Origin of the sequence: Centipeda artemidis DSM 19719 (assembly GCF_000426665.1) — a bacterium.
GTDB classification, from domain to species: Bacteria; Bacillota; Negativicutes; order Selenomonadales; family Selenomonadaceae; genus Centipeda; species Centipeda artemidis.
Map to the genome: position 1 here is coordinate 84,560 of NZ_AUFU01000001.1, position 20,772 is coordinate 105,331.

The window sequence follows — 20,772 nt, forward strand, 5'->3', positions numbered from 1 at the left end:
ACATATAATCACAATCATTGAGAATAGTATAGCACAGACGCGACACTTTTGCTATAGTGTTCATTCATTCATGAAGAATATTTTACAGAAATGTTCACTTTGCGATACGCCGCAAGGTTTCCATGATGAGCTTGGCCTCAGGAACGATCGCCGCGACCTCGATGCGCTCGTTTGGCGTGTGAATATCGTGCGCCGTGACACCGATGGATACCATGTCGAGCGCAGGATTCTTCGCCGCGTGCCAACTCGTCTCGAGCCCCGCATGGATGCTCTCGATCGTCATTGCCTTGCCGCCGTTCTGATCGGCATAGACCGCGCCCATAATTTTTGCGAGCTCGCTCTCTGCGTTCTCACGCCACGCAGGAGACTGTGTGCCAATGACGAGGTTAAAGCCCGTGAGCTCCGACACAGCGCGCGCTGTCATAATAATTTCGGACAGCTGCTCGTTGACCGAGGAGCGTGGGAAATACGCGACGCGCACCTCGTATTCGTCCATCTCGACGAGTCCGAGGTTCGCCGAGGTCTCAACCAGCCCGGGGTGCAGGCGCGACATCTCATAGACCCCTGTGCGCAGGACGGTAAGCAGTGCGAGCAGGTCGTGCATCTCCTGTCCACCAATCGCTTTTCCTGCGTTCTGCACAGGCGTCAAGGCAAATTTCATGCTGGGATCGGCAGCGCCATAGATGCTGTGGAACCGCTTTTCTTCCTCCACGAGAATATCGACCAGTTCCCGTTCATTCATCGCCGTATAGATAACTGCATATGATGTCGAGGGGATCGCATTGCGCGCGACACCGCCATGGAAATCCGCAAGAGTGATGCGCCCTTGTTCATGGATGCGGCACAGGGCAAGCGCGAGCGTGCGTATCGCGTTGCCCCGTCCCGCACCGATGCGCTCGCCCGAATGCCCGCCAAGCAGTCCCTGCACCTCGATGCGGTACGCCGTCCCGGCCTCCTCATGCCGTGTGAGGCTGCGCGCATAGTCGAGGTTGACGCTGCCCGCACTGCCGACGGTCATGATGTGATAGTCCTCGGAGTCGCAGTTGATGAGGTACTTCGCATCAGCAAGATGCGCCGCGTCCAGTTTCTGCGCCCCCGTCATGCCGACTTCCTCGTCAACGGTGACGATCGCGCGGAGCGGTCCGTGCTCCTCTGCATATTGAAAGGCAGCGATAATCTCCGCGACGCCGATACCGTCATCACCGCCGAGACTCGTTCCCTCCGCACGGATAAACTCCTCCGTCCGCACCATTTTGATGGGATCGTGGACGGGATCATACAAAACGCCGGGTGCGGCGACACAGACCATATCCATGTGCCCCTGCAGGATCGTCAGCGGCGCATGTTCCTTCCCCGGCGTCGCCGGCAGATCGGCGACGATATTATTGTGCGCATCCTGCGTGACCGCACATCCGAGATCGCCGAACCGTTTCTTCAAATAATCACTGACGGCGCGCTCATGTCCCGAAGGGCGCGGAATATGCGTCAGTGCCTCAAATTCTGCGATCACGGCTTCCATTAGTTTCTGATCATCCATCATAGCTCTCCTCCCCGCCCTTTGGGCGATTTAATAACATAATGCAAAAAGGCGGCATACATATTTGTATGCCCGCCTCCATTCATGCTAAAAAACTATTTTTTTGCCTCATCGACGGCTTTTTCGACCGCTTCCTTGAACTGATCGTAACTGATGGTCGCACCCGCGACGGCATCCACCTTCGAAAGATCTTTTTTCGATTCGAGCTGACTTGCGTAGGAACCGATTGCCTTGTAGGCGTTTTGTGCCTTCTTCTGCGCGCCCGGTTCCTTGCCCTCGCCGTAGTGCTCATCCTTCACATTGCCGTTCTTATCGATGCCGGTATGAACAACCTTCGTGATTGCGCCGTCTTTAATGGTCAGCTCGACGTGGGAGTGACCGACCTTCGCTTCGGAACTGTCCGCCGAGAACGTGCCGTCCTTAACGCCCGTCATATCGAGTGCGGCTTCCTGGGGTGCTTCTTTTCCGGCATCCTTCTGTGCTGATTTATCATCGCCGCAGCCGGCTGCGACGAGCCCCGCACTCAAGAGAAATGCTATACCCAATGTCAACTTCTTTTTCATCATCTCACGCCGTCCTTTCACGCATATGACCATGCTCGATAATAACGCAGCGCTGCGCCTCCTCGCCAACTTCGGCGGAGTGCGTAACGGTCAGAATCGTATGTCCCTCGTCGTGCAGTTCATGGAAAATCTTCATAACGAGTTTCTGATTCTGTTCGTCGAGGTTGCCCGTCGGTTCGTCCGCAAGGATAAGAACCGGATAGTTGATAAGCGCCCGCGCGATGCAGACGCGCTGCTGCTCGCCGCCCGAGAGCTGACTCGGCAGATGACTTGCGCGGTCGGCAAGTCCCACGCGCTCCAGCGCTGCCATTGCCTCGTCGCGATCGGGCATACTATGATAATACTGCGCAACCATGATATTTTCAACCGCCGTAAGGTAGGGAATCATGTGAAATTGCTGAAAAACGATCCCGATCTTATCGCGGCGATAGCGCGTGAGTTCCTCGGGGCTCGCGTCCGTCAGGTTCTCGCCGTCGAGGATCACCTCGCCGCTCGTCGCGCTGTCCATGCAGCCGATGATATTCATCAGTGTGGACTTGCCGGAGCCGGAGGGTCCCATGACAGCGAGCCATTCGCCCTTTTCAACTTTCAGATTGACATCCTCGAGCGCGAGGAATTTTTCATTGTAGGCCTTTGATACATGCCTTAGTTCAAGCAGACTCATTATTTCCTCCTCCAACTCATTCGCCCCGCAGGATGATCGCGGGATCCACATTCGTCGCAATACGTACGGGCAGGAGCGACGCCACGCCCGTGACGAAGATGGACATGATCAATGCCACGACAACAATCGTTGCCGAAAACTCGATGCCGCGCCCGAATACATTTACACTGACGCTCTCGGCGAAGAGGTACCCAAATCCCGAGCCGAGCACGCCGCCGAGCGCGCCGAGGAGACATCCCTCGCCGAAGAACTCCGCCACGATATGACGGTTGTCTGCGCCGAGCGCCTTTTTAAGGCCGATCTCTTTGCGCCGCTCCGTGACAATTGCCATCATCGTGGTCGACACGCAGATGAGCGTCAGCACGAGCACAACGATCGTCACGATGAGTACGAGCGCTTGGAGCTTTCCGAGCACTGTGTCCTGCGACTGCGCGATCTGCTTGACAAGCTGCGGTTCCGCGCCCGGCACGTCGGCGCGAATCTTTGCCTCGGCGCGTGCGAGATCCTCCTGCCCCGCGACGACGGAGACCTGCGCGAGGCTGATCTCATCGGGACGATTCTTAATGCTCTGCAGTTCTCCCAGCGGGACAAAAACGAAGTTCTCCTCGTTGCCGCCCGTGCGGACGATGCCAGAGACGCGGTAATCGCTCACGATCGTCCCCTCGCCGCCCGATACCGTCACGGTATCGCCGGGCGAGACACGCAGTTTCTGTGCGAACTCCGCGCCGAGCAAAATATCCTTTTCCCCCGGTGTCGGCCAGTCACCGCGGATCTGCCAATAGGGGCTGACTTCCTGCAATACGGCGAAATCCGTGCCGCCGGCCATCACCGTCTGATGATTGACGAGAAGCGTATCATAGAGGAACGGTGTAATACCGACGATCTCATAGTCCGAGAGGGTCTTTCGGACATTTGCAATCGTATCTTCATGGATCACCGGCTGATCTCCGCCCGGCAGGATGAGCATATTCGCGCCGTACGCGCGGAACGCACGTCCCATCTGCTCCGGTACTTCTTTGTATACCGTAATCATGCCCGAGATGATCGTCGCTCCGATCGCGACGGCGAGCAGGGCAATTGCCATGCGTGCCTTGCGCCGCAGGAGGGAGTTGGCGATCATGATAAAAAACATCTTATAGCGATTCATTGTATATCACCTGCCATGTAGAACCTCTGCGGGATGAAGTGAGAGCAGCATACGGATCGCCGGCACGCTGCCGATGATGAGCACGAGCGACATCAGGACGGCGATGAGCGGCACAACATACGGATTCACGGCAATGCCGGAGCCGAACACCGTCTCGCCGATGAGCTGTGCAAAGCCCAGCCCCACGAAGTAGCCGAATACACCCCCGATGATACCCGCGATGAAGATCTCTGCGAGCACGGAAAGTACGACGGCAATATTCGTTGCCCCGAGCGCCTTGAGGAGTCCCAGCTCACGGCTGCGCTCCATGATGTTCGCGCTGATGAGGTTGCTGACACCGAGACTCGATGAGAGCAGTGAGAGTACGGTGATGAGGAGCATAAGGAGCTGCGTCTTGTCGAGGATCTTGCCCTCGGACTCCGCGATCTGGCGCACGGGATGCGCCGCCGCATTCTGCATGACCTCCTCGATCTGATAGGCAATCGAGCCGACATAGGAGGTGCAGTACCAGATATCGTATTCCGCCTGCGAGAGCGACTTCGGATTTTCCGCCGCCTTGCGCGCAAGATCATTCTCCGGCGTCGTCATCGCGCTGACCTCGACCTGGTCGATCTTGCCCTCCGCATGGGCAAGGCTCTGTGCGAGACTGAGCGCACCGACAATTTGATTCTCCTCGTTGCCGCCGCCCGAGACGACGCCCATGACGCGTAGCGTTCCCTCCGTGCCGTCCTCTTTCGTATAGGACAGCGTACTGCCCGCCGATACGCCGAGTTTCTGCGCGAGCTTTGCGCCGACGAGCACTTCGTCCTGCTGTGCGTCGTCCGCCCAGTCGCCGTCTATATGCCACCACGACTTCATGAATTTCACGCCCGTCGTGTAGGTCTCGTCCGTCGGCAGGGTGAGCGTGTGCTCGAACCATGTGCCGAAGAGCTGTTCCCTCTCCCCGTCCGCAAGCGTGATGCTCGTCGTCAGGGACGGCGCAAAGGCAACGATGTTGTTTGTCCAAAAGATGGTCTTGATATTGCCGAGATCTTCTTCCTCAAGGTATTCGCGATGCGTGCTTGTCGTCGTCTCCACACCGTAGAGATCCTTGAGCACCATCGAGTTGCGCGGCGTCACCATGATGTTCGCGCCGAACGCCTTCAATTCTTGGTTCACCTTCTCGCCGATGTCAAACATGACGTTCAGCATGGCGGTTGCGAGCGAGACACCGAGCGCAACCGTCAGTGCGATGAGGATAAACCTCCCGCGCTGGCGGATCAGCGCTCCTTTTACCATTTGCCAAAACATGGCTTACCTCCTCTCATGCCGCCCCATCAGCGGAAGTGAACACGCGCAGCCTCAAGTGCATCCGCCTGAATCTGCACTTCGCCGCTTGCCACACGATAATCCACGGGAATCGGGTTGCATCCGCCGGGCAGTCCAATCGTCGCCTTGTTCATAACGACATCGCAGAGCCGGCAGACGATCTGACCGTCACGTTCCAAATAACCCGTCGGGCCGCAGATCTCGCACGCGTCAAGTCCGACGCCAAAGGCAGAGCCGCCCTTTTGCACGATGATAACGCGCACCTCCGTCCCGTCCGAGGCACGGAACGCAAAGCGGTGGAGATGTCCGTCCGAGACCTCCTCGAGGGGAATGTGCACCACACCGTCCTCTGCCTTCACGGCGACCGCGGGGACGAGCGCTTCCTTCTTATTCGCGTACCAGCCGCCGACGCTTGAGACCAACACCGTCACAAACAGCATGGCGAGGAGCCCCGAACCCCAGCGTTTCCGACGAATGGAACGCGAAAGAATCTGACGGTACTGCGCCGGATTCGCCCAGTCCGGACGCTCCGGACGCGGCTGTAAAAAGAGCGTGATGGGAACGAGGATCGACACGAAGTAGATCGCATAGATCACTTTATTCTGATTGTCGATGAACGGCGCCATAAAAGAGATGAGACTCTCGGCGCCAAACACTTGACGCGCCATCATGACCGTCATGACAAAGATGATCTGTTGAATCGCGGTCGCTATGATCTGTACGGTGAATACGAACACCAATCGTCCATGATTGAGCGCCGCTGCCGCTTTATAGGCAAGATAGCCCGAGAGGAAGCCGAGAAAAATGCCCCCGACAAAACCGAGCATCTTGATGAAAAAGTTCAATGTCACATAGTCGCCCATCGCAACCTGCACGATGGCGACGGGGATCAGCCATAGTTCGAGTCCGTGATAGAGGAAGAGTCCAAGTGTCAGCGCCCCCGTGCCGATGCGAAAAATGCGCTCCTCTCCGCCCGTCCATGTCCTGTGGATGCTGCGCAGGAGAATCGTGCAGAGCACGATCGCACCGACGAGATCAACAGTGATCGCCATACTCTCAAAGATCTCGCGGTTCACCGCCGAGCGCGTGCCGACGCGCACCGCCGTCATGAATACCGAGAGGAAAAAGCCCCATTTGAGAACGCGTGTAAATGTGCGGCGAATACTTTGATCGGGCAGAGGCAAAATGATTGCAAGCAAAATGCCGAGCGGCACGGCGAGTTTCACACTCTCTTCCAGTGCCGGTACCAATTGTTGTAAAAATGCCTGTAACATTAGAATTTCCCTTTCCTATTAGAAAAGCCGCCGTCCCGGTCGGGCGGCAGCCGTTCTAATACCGGCAGGAACACGGCGGACACGATATCATCGTGCCGCCGCTGCCATCATGTGTGCGCTGGAAATTACCACTTACGCGGAACGTAGTTGAACACCCAGCTCATCTTGACCGGCTCGGTCCAGAAGTGACCCGGAACGCCCGTCTCAGGATCCGTGTGGAGCATGTAGTTTTGACGTGCGGGGCTGTCGATCGAAAACTCGCAGTCATAGGTTCCCGCGCCGAGCATCTTGACGTTCGCACCGTAGTGCGGGCCGTCGTCCGCGCTCATCGGCATGAATACGCCCTCAAGGCTCTCACCCGTCTCGCGTTTCGTGAACTTGTAGTGCACCGTCAGATACGGAATCCACTCGCCGACGCCGAAGCCGCACTCATTGCCTTCGGTCGCATGGATATCCGTCTCGATGTGGATATCCGCCTGATCTGCGGGAAGGCTCATTCCTGCGGGCTCCATCGTGACCGGCTGGAAGTAAACGAGCGCAACCTTGAAGTGGTTCGTCGTGTCCTCAAGCTCGTCGCCGATCGGGAATTCCTCAAACGCAGCTTCACTGACGCTCGCATTGATCGCAAAGGTCGAGAACGCAATCGCGCCGACGGCAAGAGCCTTCTTGAGCATACTGAGACCGGATTTCTTCATGGGTAAATCCTCCTTAAAGAAAATAACTTCTTTCCTCTCTATCGAGGAAAAACGACTTACGCCGCTGCTGTTGCAGAGCGTTTTTTATATGATACCACCGCCACAGCGATAATGACAAGCAAAATCTGCGGAATGATGGTTTCATAGGTGGGGTAAAGGCCAAGCACATCGATGCTTGGAATGGGGACCGCCTCGATGACCGATGTCGAGACGACATCCGCCTCCTGCAGCGCCTTGACGCCGCCGCCGAGGAACGTAACGGCAAGGACGAACATGAAGATGCTCGTGACCTTGAAGAACGGCCCGATGGGAATGCGCAGCGCGCCCCGCTGCATGAGGAAGAACATAATGGCAAGCACGGCGCATGCTGCGACAAAGCCTGCCCAGATCATATCGATATCGCCCGCCGCGTTGTTAAAGAGCGCCTGATAGAAGAGAATGACCTCCGCGCCCTCGCGGTACACGGCGAGGAACGCGGCAAAGCCGAGTGCGCGCGCCTTTCCCGTCGAGAGACTGAGCTTCACCTTGCTCTCGATGTATTTCTTCCACGCATTCGCATTGGACTTGCCGCCCATCCATGCCGACGTCCCGAGAAGGACACAGACGGCAAAGAGCGCGGTAAATCCTTCGATCGCTTCGCGGCTCGCGCCCGTCGCATTCGCATCGAGCACGGAGTTGAAGAGATAGGCGCTGATGAAGCTCATCACAATACCCGCAATCGCCCAGTTGTAGACGGCGGAGAGTTCCTTCTCATGCCCCGCACGTCCAAGATAGGCGATGATGCCGAGCAGGACGAGCATCGCCTCAATGCCCTCGCGCAGCAGAATGACGAATGCCTGGAGGAACATCGCCCAGCCGCCCGACTGGACGCCGGAGTTCTCGAGCGTTGTGACCTCCACTTGGATCATGTCGAGGAGCTTATCCCCCTCGGCCTTCACCTCATCCAGCGTCGCCCCCGCACGGATCACCTTTTTCAGCGTGTAGAACTGATACTCCGTGAGGTTGGCACTCTTGGACGAGATGCCGCTGCGCACGGCGCTCTCAAGGCCGTCCTTCTCATAGATGCCGTAATAGATGTCGTTGACGGCGTTCTTCGCCCCCTCGGCATCACCGGACTGATAGATCGTGTAAACATTATCCAGTTCGGTGCGGATATGGTCGTGAATCTGCTGCCATGTCTGCGCCGCATCTGCGGGCGCCGTCGGCAAAAGCATGAAGAGCGCCGCTAATAAGATCAAGATTTTTTTCATGATTGCGTGATCAACCTTCTTTCCTGCTTACGATTCACTCGGCGGATCGGGCAGATACCCGAAGTATATGACGCAGGCGGTCCCGCTTGCTACAGCCTTGCCTTCCGCATCGTGCGTGGGGGAAAACTTCCATTTCTTTTGCACAAGCTCCGCAGCCGCCGTATCGTATTCCTGATTGCCCGAGGAGACGAGGATTTTTGTCTCCTGTACTTTCCCCATATCGTCAAGCGCCGCGGAAACAACCGTCTGGGTTTTCACATCCGGGTATTTCTTGATCTTCGGCTGTACCTGTTTTACCGCCTCGGCAAGTTTTGTCTGCGTTTCTTCTCCCTTGGAGAAGAAAAATGTCTGACGGACATAACAGGGAACGGGCTGTCCCGCAGCATCAAGTGCAGGAGAGAACGTGACGCTCCCGGCATGAAAATACACCAGCATATACGCATCGAGGAGCGGATAGCCGGACGAACGCCAAATCCGTGCGGATGGAACCTTTCCCTCTGCGTCGACATACATATCCACAGCAACGCGTCCTTCTATGCCCAGGCTATAGAGCGGCGCCCGCTGAATGACTTGGGGCGGCTGCTTGGGTCTATTCTCTGCCTGTGCAGCATCTGCCTGCGGCACCAAGGCCCCCATACCGAGGAGTGCAGTCAGTACCATCGTTAAAATACAGCGTTTCATAAAAGAGCCCTCTCGTCATCGTTCCCTATGTTTCGGTTTCATATTGAAATACACGGGACACATAATATTAGACACGATGTATTCTCCGTTCACCATCGCCGGCCGGAATACCCATTCCGTTTCAACGAGGCGGCATGCCGTCCTGTCGTATAACAGCTTCCCGGAAGATCGCATAATCGTGGTTTCGAGCACGCTGCCGTCCGTGCCGATGCGTGCCCTAACGCTGACAAGCCCTTTGAAGGACCCGCCGGGCGGCGGCTGTACGGCATGAATGATTCTGCCCGGTTCGGACTGACTCCAAGTACCTTCGTGTGCTTGCTCATTGCTCGGATGCCTGTCGGTATCTATATCTCGGTCTTCCTGACGCATTTCCTCGGAAGTCTGCGGCGATTCCGGCTGCTCCGCGCAAGCTGTAACAACGCCGACTCCGAGCAGAACGATGAGTGTCATGATGAACACGAATCGCTTCATCGGTATACCTCCCAATCGCCCCATTTTACATATTACTTGATCTTTCTCGCGGGCGGCCTGTTGAAATAGACAGGGCACTGCATATCCGACTCCATGGGCTCGCCCTTAATATCTTTTGCCGGTTCGAATTTCCATTTGGTTTCAACGATACGCCGTGCCAAGCGGTCATAGAGCGCATTGCCCGACGTTACCTGAATGGCCGTCCTAATGACCTTTCCATCCTTGCCGATGCGCGCCGTTACTGCAATGCGTCCCTTAAACGGAATAACGCCGTATGCCGGCTGCTCGGCATGAAGGATCTTCCCCGGAAGCCCCTTCTGCTGTGTTGATGTCGAGCGGATGACATTATCCTTCGGCTCGTCCTTCATCTCCTCCGCTTCTTTGAGGAGTTCCGTCGTCGCTTCCTCCGGAATCTCCGCTTCAACAACGGCAGGTTCCTCCTCTGCCTGCTCCGGTTCCGGCGGTGGAGGAGGCGGCGGCGGTTCCGGTTCTTCTTCCTGCTGCTCTTCCTGTGTATCGCCGAAATCATCCGCAATATCGACCCATTCCATAGGATCCTCCTGCGGCGGCGGTTCTATCATCTTGAACACTATCGGGATGAGGAGCATGAGCACGAGCCATACGACGAGATGGAAGAAGAATGCGAGAACAAAGGCGAGCCGCCAATGTGTCCGGTAGTGCACTCAGACCCCTCCCGTCTCCGTTGCGATGGACACATGGCGTGTCCCCGCTTCCTTGAGAACATCGAACACGGAGACAACGTATTGATAGTCCGTTTTCTTGTCTCCACGCACGACAAAAACCGTATCGGGGTCCGTCTCGAGCTGCGTCTTCACCCGTGCCGAAAGCTCACGCGTCGGCTCATCGTCACGATCGAAGAGAATTTTGCCGTCCTCCGTGACCGTGATCGAGATGATGTGCGGACGCGTATCCTGCTGCGCGGTCGCCGCCTGCGGAAGGTTGACCTGCACCGTGCTCGTATTCACCATATACATCGTGCTCAGCATGAAGAACACGAGCAGAAAGAGCATGATGTCGATCATCGGGATAATCATGACGAGCGGCTCGCGCACCTCATGAAAATTACGACGCATGGCGATTGCCTCCGTCTATGACCGCAAATCCGGCTTGCAGCGTATTCATCGTCTTTTCGAGGAGCGTCAGCATCACGTCCATGCGCTGCCCGAAGTAGGTGTGCACAACGAGGGAGAAGATCGCCACCAGGAGGCCCGTCGCCGTGGCGATCAGCGCCTCGCCGATGCCGCCCGTAATCGCCATGGGCTGCCCGGCCTGTAGATTGAAAATGCTGAACGATTCAATCATGCCGGAGATCGTGCCGAGCAGTCCCATCAGCGGCGCCATCGTCACGATCATCGAGAGATAGTTGAGGCGCGCGCGCAGGAGCATCGCCGCCTCGCCGTACGCCGCATCGAGTGCCATCGGCACATCCTCGCCCGCCGCACGCGCGTCGAGCGCAGTCTTCACAAAATATGCGACCATATTATCCTGTCCCTCGACGGCAGGGGCAAGTTCGTTGATCTTCCTGCCGCGCAGGGATTTTGAAACCTCCGCCTCAAGTGCACGCGCCCCCTGGGAAGCACGCCGATAGAGCATAAATCGGTCAATTGCAATTGCCGCCACCGTGAGCGAGCACAGGAGCAGCAGATACATCATCGGTCCGCCTTTTTCAAAGAGTTCCGCACTGGTCAAAAAGAACACCTTCCTTACACAATATCCCCATGTCCCCTATAGGTTTGGCAATAAATAAAATAGACTGCCGCATCAGAATCAGATTTAAGTATAGCCCCGTAGAGACTGATTGTCAATACAGGTTTTAATGAAGAACTTATAGATGAAGTTCATTCATGTATTTTACCGATAGGATTCTACCAGTTTTTGAAATTGCGGCAAGGAACGCCGAATCATATCCGTGCTCACACAATACGCCGCGCGGAAATATCCGGGACAGCCGAAATCTGCCCCCGGTACAAGCAGAAGATCATAGGATTTTGCGCGTTCGCAAAATGCTTCGTCATCCGGCTCAAGTGCTTGTGGAAAGAGATAGAACGCCCCCTGCGGACGCATACAGGAAAATCCCGCCTCCGTAAGTCCTTCGAAAAGCAGTGACGCATTCATGCGATACATTGAAAGATCGGCATCTCGACCTGCGCATCGCGCCGCTACGAGCTGCCATAGAGACGGTGCATTGACATGCGTGAGGACGCGTGCCGCCCCTGCGATTGCTCCATAGACGCGGTCGAAATCTGCAGCCGCATCCGGCACGAGAATGTAACCAATGCGCTCTCCGGGCAGTGAAAAGGACTTGCTGTAGGAATAACAGACAATCGTATCGTCGTAAAAATTGGGAATGCAGGGCACTGCCGCCCCCGCATAGACAATCTCACGGTAGGGCTCATCCGCAATGATGAAGATCGGGTGTCCATACTCCTCCTCTTTTCTCCGCAGAAGCTCCGCTAATTGAGTGATCGTTTCCGCGCTGTAGACGGCGCCGCTCGGATTATTCGGTGAGTTGACAATAACCGCCTTCGTCTTTGGCGTGAGGGCGCGCTCAAAAGCATCGAAATTGATCTGAAAATCATCGGTCTTTGCGGGAACGACGACAAATCGCCCGCCCACCGCCTCGACGAACACGCGGTACTCCGGGAAAAACGGCGCAAAGGTGACGAACTCATCCCCGGCCTCGCAAAGCGCCTTGAATACAATCGTCACGGACGCCGCTGCGCCCGCGGTCATGAAGAGATTTTTCCCTGCAACACGCATGTCCAACCGCTTGGACAGATCCGCTGCAATCGTTTCACGCACCTCGGGCTTGCCGGGTGCAATCGTGTAACCGTGCACCTCGATCGGATCGTTATGCATCAGAATATCGACCGCCGCGTCACGAATAAAATCCGGCGCCGGCACATTCGGGTTGCCGAGACTGAAATCAAACACATTCTCCGCACCGACCTCAGCCGCACGCTGCCGTCCATATTCAAAAATCGACCGAATCGTAGACTTCTTTGTCCCAAGCCGATACATTTCCTCCGAAACCATAACGATACTCCTTCCGTCAAGTGCAATATAAAACCGCGCATTATTTTAGCACAATGCACGGTTATTTTCTATGTTTGTTGTTGATACGCCCCTCTCGGCAGGCAAGCCTTCCACGGAAATGTGACATCACGCCGCTCGCCCCTGGTATATGGCGGCGTATGACACGTCCGGCGCAGTAAAGGGGAGTATAACGACGCTGGGCTCCAAAATCCCGCATCCAATCGCCGCAACCTGAGTGACGCGGAAGTTTGGATGCAGAGCAAGGAATGAGAAAAACACAAGCGCCGGCGTAGAAAAGCTACTACAAGCGCAGTGTTTTTTCGATATGACACAGCTATGCGCCAAAATCCCGCTGCACACCGTACACTAAGTGAGGCGCCAGCTTTGATGCACAGCTAGGAATAACGAGAATGCGAGCGACGGCGTAGTAAAAAAGCTACTCCTAGCGAAGCATTCGAAGTTATGACAACGCTGTGCGCAAAGATCACGTCTCACGTCAACAGGAATGCGTCGTACCCCTTCTTCATTTCATAAATATCCGCCTTACTCGTCACTTCCCACGGGGCGTGCATACTCATAACGGCGACGCCGTTGTCGATGACGTTCATGCCGTAGTTCGCCATGATATAGGCGATTGTTCCGCCGCCGCCGAGGTCGACGCGCCCGAGCTCTGCGAGCTGATAGCTGACGCCCGCGCCGTCCATAATGCGGCGCAGTTCGCCGAGGTACTCGGCGCTCGCATCGCTCGAACCTGATTTGCCACGCGCGCCTGTGAACTTGTTGAATACCATGCCGCGCCCGAGGTAGGCGACGTTTTTCTTTTCAAAGGCGTCGGCATAGAGCCCGTCGTATGCACTGGAAACATCCGAGGAGAGCATCTTCGAATGCATGAGCGTGCGGCGCAGGGCGATGTCGCTGTACTGTCCGCACGCGGAGAGGACTTCGGCGACCATGTTCTCAAAGAAACGCGACTGCATTCCCGTCGCGCCGACGCTGCCGATTTCCTCCTTGTCGACGAGGAGCGTACATGCGGTGCGGCGCGGCGCATCGGTCTCAAGCATGGAGCGAAGCGCGGTGTAGGAGCAGACGCGGTCGTCCTGACCGTAGCCGAGGACGAGGCTTCGGTCAAAACCGAGCTCGCGCGCGCGTCCTGCGGGAACGAGTGTCAGTTCCGCTGATTGGAAATCCTCCGCCGCAATGCCGTAATGTTCCTCCAGCAGGGCGAGGATACCGTCTTTGACGGATTCCTTGTCGTCCTTTTTGAGCGGCACACTGCCGATGAGGATGTCGAGTTTTTCGCCCTCGATAACCTTTGCCGCCGTCTTTTCAAGCTGTTCCTGCGAGAGGTGGATGAGGAGGTCGGTCACGCAGAACACGGGATCGCTCTCCTTCTCGCCGAGGACGATCTCGACGACGGCACCGTCCTTTTTCACCACGACACCGTGCAGCGCTAAGGGGATCGTCACCCACTGGTACTTCTTGATGCCGCCGTAATAATGCGTGTCAAAATACGCGAGCCCGCCGTCCTCGTAGAGCGGGTTCTGCTTGACGTCGAGGCGGCAGGTGTCGATGTGCGCGCCGAGGATGTTCATGCCCTCTTCGAGCGGCGCCGTGCCGATGTGGAAGAGGACGATCGCCTTTTTCATATTGACGGCGTAGACTTTGTCGCCCGCCTTCAGCTTCTCTCCGCGCGCGACGAGCCCCCCGAGGTCGCGATATCCGCACGCCTCTGCGCGGCGCACTGCCTCGACAACGCTTTCGCGCTCGGTTTTGCAGGCCGAGAGGAAATCAATGTAGTCTCGGGCGAGGCCGTCCACCGCTGTGCGCTCTTCGTCCGAGTATTTCAGCCAGACGGACTGTTCTTTGGTATCGCTCATGATAGAACCTTTCTACATATATCCCGCGCCGTGCAGGATCTCAACAAATGCGTCCCGCGTGTCCGCGCGGTTGAACCGCTCGCGCAGCTGTGCGCTGCCCGGAAGTCCACGCGTGTACCATGCGGCGTGTTTGCGCATCTCGCGAATGCCGATATAGTCCCCCTTATAGGAGATGAGGAGGTCGATATGCCGGAGCACGACCTCCGCGCGCTCGGCGGGTGTCGGGGGCGGGAGTTCTTCGCCCGTCCGCAGCCAGTGAATGAGCTGCGGGAATACCCACGGATTGCCCTGGGCGCCGCGTCCGATCATCACGCCGTCCGCACCCGTGATGGCAAGTGCGCGCTTTAGATCGGCGGGGCGGCGGATGTCGCCGCTGACGATGACGGGAATCCCGACGGCACGTTTGACCTCGGCAATCGCAGCATAGTCCGCGCTGCCGCTGTAGAACTGCGCGCGCGTGCGCCCGTGGACGGCGACGGCGTCGACACCCGCCGCCTCGGCGATGCGCGCGATCTCTACGGCATTGCGCGAGGCGTCGTCCCAGCCGAGCCGCATCTTGACGGTGAAGGGCAGCTTCGTTGCGCGGCGGATTGCTTTCAAAATCTCCTCCGCCTTCTTTGGATCGCGCATGAGCGCCGAGCCTTCGCCGTTTTTGACGACCTTCGGCGCGGGGCAGCCCATGTTAAAGTCGAGGATGTCCGCCGTGCCGAGTGCCTCGATATACGCCGCCGCCTCCGCTGCCATCGCCGCGGACTTTGCAAAGATCTGCATCGCGAGCGGACGCTCGGCGGGTTCCGAGCGCAGCATGAGAAGTGTGTGCTCGTTGCGGTAATGTATGCCCTGACTGCTCACCATCTCGGCGAAGGCAAGCGGACAGCCCATCTCGCGCGCGATGATGCGGTACGCAGTATCGGTCACGCCTGCCATCGGTGCGAGGAATACGGGATCGGGAAACGTAAAGGTGCCGAGTTTCAACGGATTCACGACTGATTTCTCTCATACAGGACGCGCAGCCCCGTGAGCGTGAGGAAGTGATCCACCTTGTCGATCGTCTTGGACTCCTTTGCCACCATCCGGGCAAAGCCGCCCGTTGCGACAACCTTCATCTCCTGCCCCGTCTCCTCCTTGATGCGGCGGACGATCTCGTCGATCTGCCCGACATAGCCGTAGATGATGCCCGCCTGCATTCCCTGTATCGTGCTGCGGCAGACGACCGTCTTCGGCGGGACAAGCTCGATGCGCGGGAGCTGGGCGGCGCGCTGAAACAGCGCCTCGGCGCTCAGCCCGAGCCCCGGCGCGATCACGCCGCCGAGAAAGTCCCCGTTTTCCGCAACGACGTCGAATGTTGTCGCCGTCCCGATGTCGATGACGATGAGCGGACCGCCGTACTGTTCGTGCGCGCCGACGACGTTCACGATGCGGTCGGCGCCGATGGAGCGCGGATTTTCATAGTTCAGGCGGATGCCCGTGCGAATCCCGGGGCCGACAATCAGCGGGCGTATGTGGAAGTAACGCTCGCACATCTTGCGCAGGGGCACGATGAGCGGCGGCACAACGGACGAGATGATGATCGCCTTGATGTCCTCCATGCTGATATTTTGATACCGAAAGAGTTCGTTGATGAGGATGCCGTACTCGTCGACCGTCTTTTGCCGATCGGTCGAAATGCGCCAGTGGCGCAGGAGTTTCCTCCCCTCATATGCGCCCATGACAATGTTGCTGTTGCCGATGTCCAGTACCAGTAGCAAAGCTCTTTCCCTCCGTATGATGCCTTAATCTATTGCTGCGGGCGGATGGAGACATCCCCCGCCAGCACGCGCCGCTGTCCGGATGCCGTGTCGATGAGCAGCGCGCCCTCTTCGTCAATATCCGCCGCGACCCCGTCAAAGGTTTCGCCCGCCGCGGCGATCACGCGGACGGATCTGCCGAGCGTCACCGCATAGGTGCGCCACGCCGCGAGCACGGGGGCAAATCCTTCGCGCTGCACATCGGCATAAAGCCCGTCCAGCGCACGCAAGAGTTCCTGCAGAAACGCCACGCGCGGAAGCGGCTCCCCTTTCATCTGCATCAGCGAGGTTGCAATCTCCCGCAGGTCGGCGGGAAAATCCTCGGGAGCGATGTTCACATTGATGCCGATACCGACGACGATGTAATTCACGCGATCCATCTCGGCGCTCATCTCCGTGAGGATGCCGACGAGTTTTTTCCCGTCGTGGAGAATGTCGTTCGGCCATTTGATTTCGGCGCGCAGTCCGAATTTCTCCATCGCGCGCGCTACGGCGACCGCCGCCATCAACGTGCACTTCGGCGCCTCCTGTGGCAGGAACGAGGGACGCAGCAGGACGCTCACCCAGATGCCCTTGCCCGGCGGCGAAAAGAAGCGGCGCTCGAGACGTCCTCGCCCCGTCCCCTGACTCTCGGCGACGACGACCGTGCCGTCCGCCGCGCCCTCACGCGCGAGCTCCTTCGCGATGAGATTTGTCGAATCCACCGCGCCGTAGCAAGCAACGCGGCGTCCGATGAGCGACGTATCTAGGTCTTTGCGGATCTCCGCTTCGATCAGGCTGTCCGGCGCACCGCGCAGTGCATAGCCGCTCCGGGGCGCGCTCGCGATGTCATAGCCCTGCTCACGCAGCGCCGCGATCTTCTTCCATATCGCGGCACGCGTCACACCGAGACGCTCCGCCATCCGTTCACCCGATATATAACCGCCCGCTTCACGCAGGAGTTCCAGCACATCACTACGCATATTATGCCTCCCAATCAAAAAGCCGTTATCCGCCCCATTATACAGCAGATAACGACTCTACGCTACAAAAAAATAGATTTTATTCTCTCCGCGCGCGGACGCACCATTGATATGCGTCCAGATCATCTGCGCGCACGTTGATCGAACGCAGGGCAAGCAGCTCCCTGCGCAGTTCCGTCATCGCCGCAGGCAGATCAAATTGATGCGGCTTCATATCCTCGACGGTCAGCCCTGCCTCCCGGAACATCAGGACAATTTCATGCTGCGTGAAGAAGCGGAAATGCGTGAGGTCTAAAAGCCCCGCGTCTTGATATTCCCACCTTCCTTGCAGGAGGTAATAGAGGTTCGAGATATGCGCGACGTTGGGGATGCTCGCAACGATGCAGCCGCCCGGCACGAGGAGCTTTCGCATATTGCGGAGCGCTTTCCATGGATCAATCAAGTGCTCAAGCACATCGGGCATGAGGATGTAGTCAAACCGCTCCCGGATGTCGTTTTCATCCACACGCTCCACATCCATCGCGAGCACGTTGGCATACGTCCGCGCAATCTCAGCCGCTTTTTCATTCAGCTCCACGCCGTAGAGTTTTGCCGAAGGGCTGCGCGCGCCGATCTCCATGAGCGTTGCCCCGCACGCACATCCGATTTCTAGGATGCGGAGCCCCTCCGAGGACAGATCCATCAGTGAGAAGAGGTCGTCTCGAACGCCGAACGAATAAGTGAGACTCACGCCCCATTTTTCATGAAACAGATCGGCTTCCGCCAATATTTCCTTATCGTAAGCATCTATGTTCTGCGCATGCGCGTTCTCTTGATGATGTACATAGACGGACGGCAAAAGCCCTAAGCGATACCCCGCCCTCACCATACGCAATGTATAGTCGATCGCCGTCATACACGGCGTCCGATACGCCTCGTCGGGAAGCCCCGCCGCGCATACGGCATCCCTTCGTGCCATCAAGCAAAACAGCTCCAAATAGAGCGTTGGATGCATCGTAAGACCGCCGCTCCTGCGCTGCTCTGCCGCCGCTGCAAAATTCTCCCACCCCCGATAGCTCGGCTGCGAACTGAACTGCCGGTGCTCGTTCATCCGCATCGTGACCGCACTCACCGCACCGATCTCCGGGCGCGCGATGAGGGCATCGAGCATATCCTCCACCGTATAGGGACTCAGCATAATGTCCGCGTGGAGGAACAGGATGACATCGCCGTCCGCTTCCTGCAGTCCCATACACAGCGCATGTCCCATGGAGCGATGCTCCTTTGACCGCAGCATCCGAATCCCATCTTCGTTGGAAAGTTCGTACGCCGGTTCTTCGCCCTGCGGCGAGCCGTCGTCAACGACGATGATCTCATAGGGAATCCGAACGGTGCGGCGAATCGATGCCAAACACTGCTGCAATTGCGACTTCATCCGATACACGGGGATAATAATACTTAATTTTGGCACGCTGCCTCCTCCCTATTGATGCGCTGGAAGACGATATGCACGATACACTACGTAATATGCAGAATCAAAAGATCGCCGTACAGAAGGTTTCGGAGTGCGCCGCGCTGCGCATCCGTACAATCCGTCAGGCGCGCCGCGAGCGCCTCGATCTCCTCCGTACCGGGGAAAAAATGTCCCCCCGCAATGTAGTGCAGACTGATTTCCCGCGCGCCGAGCTCCCGCTGCAGGACGCCGACCGTCTCATCAATGGAAAACGCACGGTACCCGTCCGCATCGGGGACAATATCGTAGACAAGAGGCGGAATGCTGTTTGGCAGCCTTTGCAGAATGTTCTCAGCGCTGCTGTAATTGACAATGCGGCACCGGATGAATCCCCCGGCACGCAGCATACGCCGACACATCCGGAAGAACGGGACGACGCGCCGTACGGAAAGATCATTGAGCGCCGCTCCCATAACGATGATGTCGTATTTTTCCCGGATATGTTCCTCTATATTGTCGAGATGCGGCAGCGCATACACATGATCCGCCGTATACTTGCTGTCCGGCAGATACCGCTCATCCGCAACGACGGCATCAATCGTCACGCGCCTCTGTGTACGCCGAAAGAAATTCCGTATCGTGAAAAGCCCCTCGCCGAACATCGGCTCAATCACAAGCGCGCGCACCGGTTCATTCGCATAGGTCTGTGCCGAAAGCGCCTCTTCGAGATACGGCATATGCGCACGGGACTGCCACGGGTCAACCTTCCATTTCTCACGGAAAACGGGGCGCATATTGACAAGGCTTGCAAAGTTGACGGATTTTCTGCGCACCTCGTTCAGCGTCACCCCGCCGAAATGGTGCACAAACGTGTCCTTTGCGAGGATCTGTTTGAATCCCGACCGCCGGAGTATTGTCGAGAAATCGTCATCCTCGAAATCACACATGGTATAGGTGTAGTCCGCACAGATCTCCGGCACGTCAAAAAGGTTTGGCACGACGCTGACAAAGGGCATGAGCGCGGCCCGCTCCTCCCATAGCAGTGGGTTCGAGCAATTATTGCGCGCTGCGAACGCCTCCATTTTCCCCATGTCCTCAAAGGTATTCTCGTAGTCGACAGGAATCCCCTGCGCGTTCGAGATACAATTCTCGTTGCAGGTCGGAACAGTCCAAAAGACCTCGGGCATCTCCTCATGCACCCGGAGCAAATTCTCCAGCCAATGCGGCGTCGCCACAGCGTCGTTCGAGAAATAGACAACGTGCGCCCCCTCCGCGATATGGCGTGCGATGCCCCATCCGAGATGATTGTAGACATTGTATTTGAGGTTGATCTTCTTCTCATGGGGCAGACTGTTAAAATATTCCTCCGTCCCATCCGTCGAGCCGTCGTTGATCGTAATCAGCTCGATGTCCCCATGGGAAAAATCCGTATGACGGAACAGGCTCTCGACTGCACAGCGCGAAAACTCCACCTTGTTGTACGCGGGAACAATGATGGTGACGCGGTACTTAAAGTCCGTGCGCCGCGGACGCCGCCGCGCCGCCTCAAATGCCGCAAGCACCTGTGTGAGACGCTCCGCACGCGCCGACTCGTCGCGCAGGACATTGTACTCGAGATCGAGCTGATAGCAGAGATCCGAAAAGAGCGGCTGCACCTCGAACGCCAATAGATTGTACGACGCCTGCAGCGTCTGCGCGGCAAGCGTCTTCCGGGCAGAGTGTGCCGTATTCAGCGCATAGCGGCGGCATTTTTCGATGAGAACGCCCTCTTCCTGCGCGAGACGCTCCGCAACGTGCTCCATCACCGCCGCCAGATTCTCAAGGACGTCTCTTGATTCCTCCGTGAGCACTCCTTCTTCACGCAGCGTCTGATCCACATAGCGAACGCCATCGTCCGCTGCGCCTAGTATCTCCTCAAACCAATGCATATGTGCCCTCTCATTTCTCCCTGCGCCTCGCCATTCAAAGTGCAGGTATTGATACTCTATTTTATTATCGGCGAAATACCTGTAGTTCTAAAAGAAAAGATGCCGCCGCACGCCGATTCCATGCGGCAGCACCTTAGCT

The 20,772-nt window shown here is 57.3% G+C and carries 20 protein-coding genes; all 20 read right to left on the reverse strand.

The genetic code is table 11. The features are described from left to right. Positions 1 to 94 precede the first annotated feature (94 nt). The 20 genes from pepD to K341_RS0100515 all read right to left on the reverse strand — a co-directional run bounded on the left by pepD (position 95) and on the right by K341_RS0100515 (position 20,633). On the reverse strand, positions 95 to 1,540 hold the full coding sequence (gene pepD / locus K341_RS0100420; RefSeq protein WP_026761482.1) for a beta-Ala-His dipeptidase: 1,446 nt from the start codon (positions 1,538 to 1,540) through the stop codon (positions 95 to 97). 92 nt (positions 1,541 to 1,632) lie between these two features. Next, positions 1,633 to 2,100: an FMN-binding protein gene (locus K341_RS0100425; protein WP_026761483.1), complete on the reverse strand. Its 468-nt coding sequence runs from the start codon at positions 2,098 to 2,100 to the stop codon at positions 1,633 to 1,635. A 4-nt stretch (positions 2,101 to 2,104) separates the two neighbouring features. Then, complete coding sequence (locus tag K341_RS0100430) at positions 2,105 to 2,764, reverse strand: ABC transporter ATP-binding protein (protein WP_026761484.1); 660 nt, start codon at positions 2,762 to 2,764, stop codon at positions 2,105 to 2,107. A 16-nt stretch (positions 2,765 to 2,780) separates the two neighbouring features. After that, a complete protein-coding gene (locus tag K341_RS0100435) occupies positions 2,781 to 3,911 on the reverse strand; it encodes an ABC transporter permease (RefSeq protein ID WP_026761485.1) in 1,131 nt (376 codons plus the stop codon). Between the two features lie 6 nt (positions 3,912 to 3,917). Then, entirely contained in the window at positions 3,918 to 5,201 is a 1,284-nt protein-coding gene (locus K341_RS0100440; protein ID WP_009438063.1) for an ABC transporter permease, read from the reverse strand. A gap of 26 nt (positions 5,202 to 5,227) precedes the next feature. Then, positions 5,228 to 6,493: a DUF2318 domain-containing protein gene (locus K341_RS0100445; RefSeq protein ID WP_009438152.1), complete on the reverse strand. Its 1,266-nt coding sequence runs from the start codon at positions 6,491 to 6,493 to the stop codon at positions 5,228 to 5,230. A 125-nt stretch (positions 6,494 to 6,618) separates the two neighbouring features. Continuing rightward, positions 6,619 to 7,188, reverse strand: coding sequence for an iron transporter (locus K341_RS0100450; protein WP_009349976.1), 570 nt, complete (start codon positions 7,186 to 7,188; stop codon positions 6,619 to 6,621). 56 nt (positions 7,189 to 7,244) lie between these two features. Next, positions 7,245 to 8,438 (reverse strand): FTR1 family iron permease, encoded by a 1,194-nt coding sequence (locus K341_RS0100455; protein ID WP_026761486.1) that lies wholly within the window; start codon positions 8,436 to 8,438, stop codon positions 7,245 to 7,247. Positions 8,439 to 8,465: 27 nt separating this feature from the next. Further along, positions 8,466 to 9,119, reverse strand: a complete 654-nt coding sequence (locus tag K341_RS0100460; protein WP_026761487.1) for a TonB family protein — start codon at positions 9,117 to 9,119, stop codon at positions 8,466 to 8,468. Between the two features lie 15 nt (positions 9,120 to 9,134). Beyond that, the gene (locus tag K341_RS0100465; protein WP_026761488.1) at positions 9,135 to 9,590 is read right to left on the reverse strand and encodes an energy transducer TonB; all 456 of its coding nucleotides are present in this window, start codon (positions 9,588 to 9,590) and stop codon (positions 9,135 to 9,137) included. 32 nt (positions 9,591 to 9,622) lie between these two features. After that, complete coding sequence (locus tag K341_RS0100470) at positions 9,623 to 10,273, reverse strand: energy transducer TonB (RefSeq protein WP_026761489.1); 651 nt, start codon at positions 10,271 to 10,273, stop codon at positions 9,623 to 9,625. Beyond that, a complete protein-coding gene (locus K341_RS0100475) occupies positions 10,274 to 10,684 on the reverse strand; it encodes an ExbD/TolR family protein (RefSeq protein WP_026761490.1) in 411 nt (136 codons plus the stop codon). It lies immediately after the preceding gene. Beyond that, complete coding sequence (locus K341_RS0100480) at positions 10,674 to 11,261, reverse strand: MotA/TolQ/ExbB proton channel family protein (RefSeq protein WP_037349274.1); 588 nt, start codon at positions 11,259 to 11,261, stop codon at positions 10,674 to 10,676. The genes K341_RS0100475 and K341_RS0100480 overlap by 11 nt, the downstream gene beginning before the upstream one ends. Positions 11,262 to 11,462: 201 nt before the next feature. Next, a complete protein-coding gene (locus K341_RS0100485; protein ID WP_026761492.1) occupies positions 11,463 to 12,647 on the reverse strand; it encodes a pyridoxal phosphate-dependent aminotransferase in 1,185 nt (394 codons plus the stop codon). 491 nt (positions 12,648 to 13,138) lie between these two features. Then, positions 13,139 to 14,524, reverse strand: a complete 1,386-nt coding sequence (locus tag K341_RS0100490) for an aminopeptidase (protein ID WP_026761493.1) — start codon at positions 14,522 to 14,524, stop codon at positions 13,139 to 13,141. A gap of 12 nt (positions 14,525 to 14,536) precedes the next feature. Further along, positions 14,537 to 15,508: a tRNA dihydrouridine synthase DusB gene (gene dusB / locus K341_RS0100495; protein ID WP_026761494.1), complete on the reverse strand. Its 972-nt coding sequence runs from the start codon at positions 15,506 to 15,508 to the stop codon at positions 14,537 to 14,539. Continuing rightward, complete coding sequence (locus tag K341_RS0100500; protein ID WP_009438123.1) at positions 15,505 to 16,272, reverse strand: type III pantothenate kinase; 768 nt, start codon at positions 16,270 to 16,272, stop codon at positions 15,505 to 15,507. Before K341_RS0100500 ends, dusB begins: the two co-directional genes overlap by 4 nt. Before the next feature lie 29 nt (positions 16,273 to 16,301). Beyond that, complete coding sequence (locus K341_RS0100505; protein WP_026761495.1) at positions 16,302 to 17,273, reverse strand: biotin--[acetyl-CoA-carboxylase] ligase; 972 nt, start codon at positions 17,271 to 17,273, stop codon at positions 16,302 to 16,304. A 79-nt stretch (positions 17,274 to 17,352) separates the two neighbouring features. Next, positions 17,353 to 18,723, reverse strand: a complete 1,371-nt coding sequence (locus tag K341_RS0100510) for a bifunctional glycosyltransferase/class I SAM-dependent methyltransferase (protein WP_026761496.1) — start codon at positions 18,721 to 18,723, stop codon at positions 17,353 to 17,355. Between the two features lie 47 nt (positions 18,724 to 18,770). After that, a complete protein-coding gene (locus tag K341_RS0100515; protein WP_026761497.1) occupies positions 18,771 to 20,633 on the reverse strand; it encodes a glycosyltransferase family 2 protein in 1,863 nt (620 codons plus the stop codon). Positions 20,634 to 20,772: the final 139 nt, after the last annotated feature.

Excerpts from the sequence above, each read along its gene's own strand:
- pepD (WP_026761482.1), bottom strand. The coding sequence starts at position 1,540 with ATGATGGATGATCAGAAACTAATGGAAGCCGTGATCGCAGAATTTGAG.
- K341_RS0100425 (WP_026761483.1), bottom strand. The coding sequence starts at position 2,100 with ATGAAAAAGAAGTTGACATTGGGTATAGCATTTCTCTTGAGTGCGGGG.
- K341_RS0100430 (WP_026761484.1), bottom strand. The coding sequence starts at position 2,764 with ATGAGTCTGCTTGAACTAAGGCATGTATCAAAGGCCTACAATGAAAAA.
- K341_RS0100435 (WP_026761485.1), bottom strand. The coding sequence starts at position 3,911 with ATGAATCGCTATAAGATGTTTTTTATCATGATCGCCAACTCCCTCCTG.
- K341_RS0100440 (WP_009438063.1), bottom strand. The coding sequence starts at position 5,201 with ATGTTTTGGCAAATGGTAAAAGGAGCGCTGATCCGCCAGCGCGGGAGG.
- K341_RS0100445 (WP_009438152.1), bottom strand. The coding sequence starts at position 6,493 with ATGTTACAGGCATTTTTACAACAATTGGTACCGGCACTGGAAGAGAGT.
- K341_RS0100450 (WP_009349976.1), bottom strand. The coding sequence starts at position 7,188 with ATGAAGAAATCCGGTCTCAGTATGCTCAAGAAGGCTCTTGCCGTCGGC.
- K341_RS0100455 (WP_026761486.1), bottom strand. The coding sequence starts at position 8,438 with ATGAAAAAAATCTTGATCTTATTAGCGGCGCTCTTCATGCTTTTGCCG.
- K341_RS0100460 (WP_026761487.1), bottom strand. The coding sequence starts at position 9,119 with ATGAAACGCTGTATTTTAACGATGGTACTGACTGCACTCCTCGGTATG.
- K341_RS0100465 (WP_026761488.1), bottom strand. The coding sequence starts at position 9,590 with ATGAAGCGATTCGTGTTCATCATGACACTCATCGTTCTGCTCGGAGTC.
- K341_RS0100475 (WP_026761490.1), bottom strand. The coding sequence starts at position 10,684 with ATGCGTCGTAATTTTCATGAGGTGCGCGAGCCGCTCGTCATGATTATC.
- K341_RS0100480 (WP_037349274.1), bottom strand. The coding sequence starts at position 11,261 with ATGTATCTGCTGCTCCTGTGCTCGCTCACGGTGGCGGCAATTGCAATT.
- K341_RS0100485 (WP_026761492.1), bottom strand. The coding sequence starts at position 12,647 with ATGGTTTCGGAGGAAATGTATCGGCTTGGGACAAAGAAGTCTACGATT.
- K341_RS0100490 (WP_026761493.1), bottom strand. The coding sequence starts at position 14,524 with ATGAGCGATACCAAAGAACAGTCCGTCTGGCTGAAATACTCGGACGAA.
- K341_RS0100505 (WP_026761495.1), bottom strand. The coding sequence starts at position 17,273 with ATGCGTAGTGATGTGCTGGAACTCCTGCGTGAAGCGGGCGGTTATATA.
- K341_RS0100515 (WP_026761497.1), bottom strand. The coding sequence starts at position 20,633 with ATGCATTGGTTTGAGGAGATACTAGGCGCAGCGGACGATGGCGTTCGC.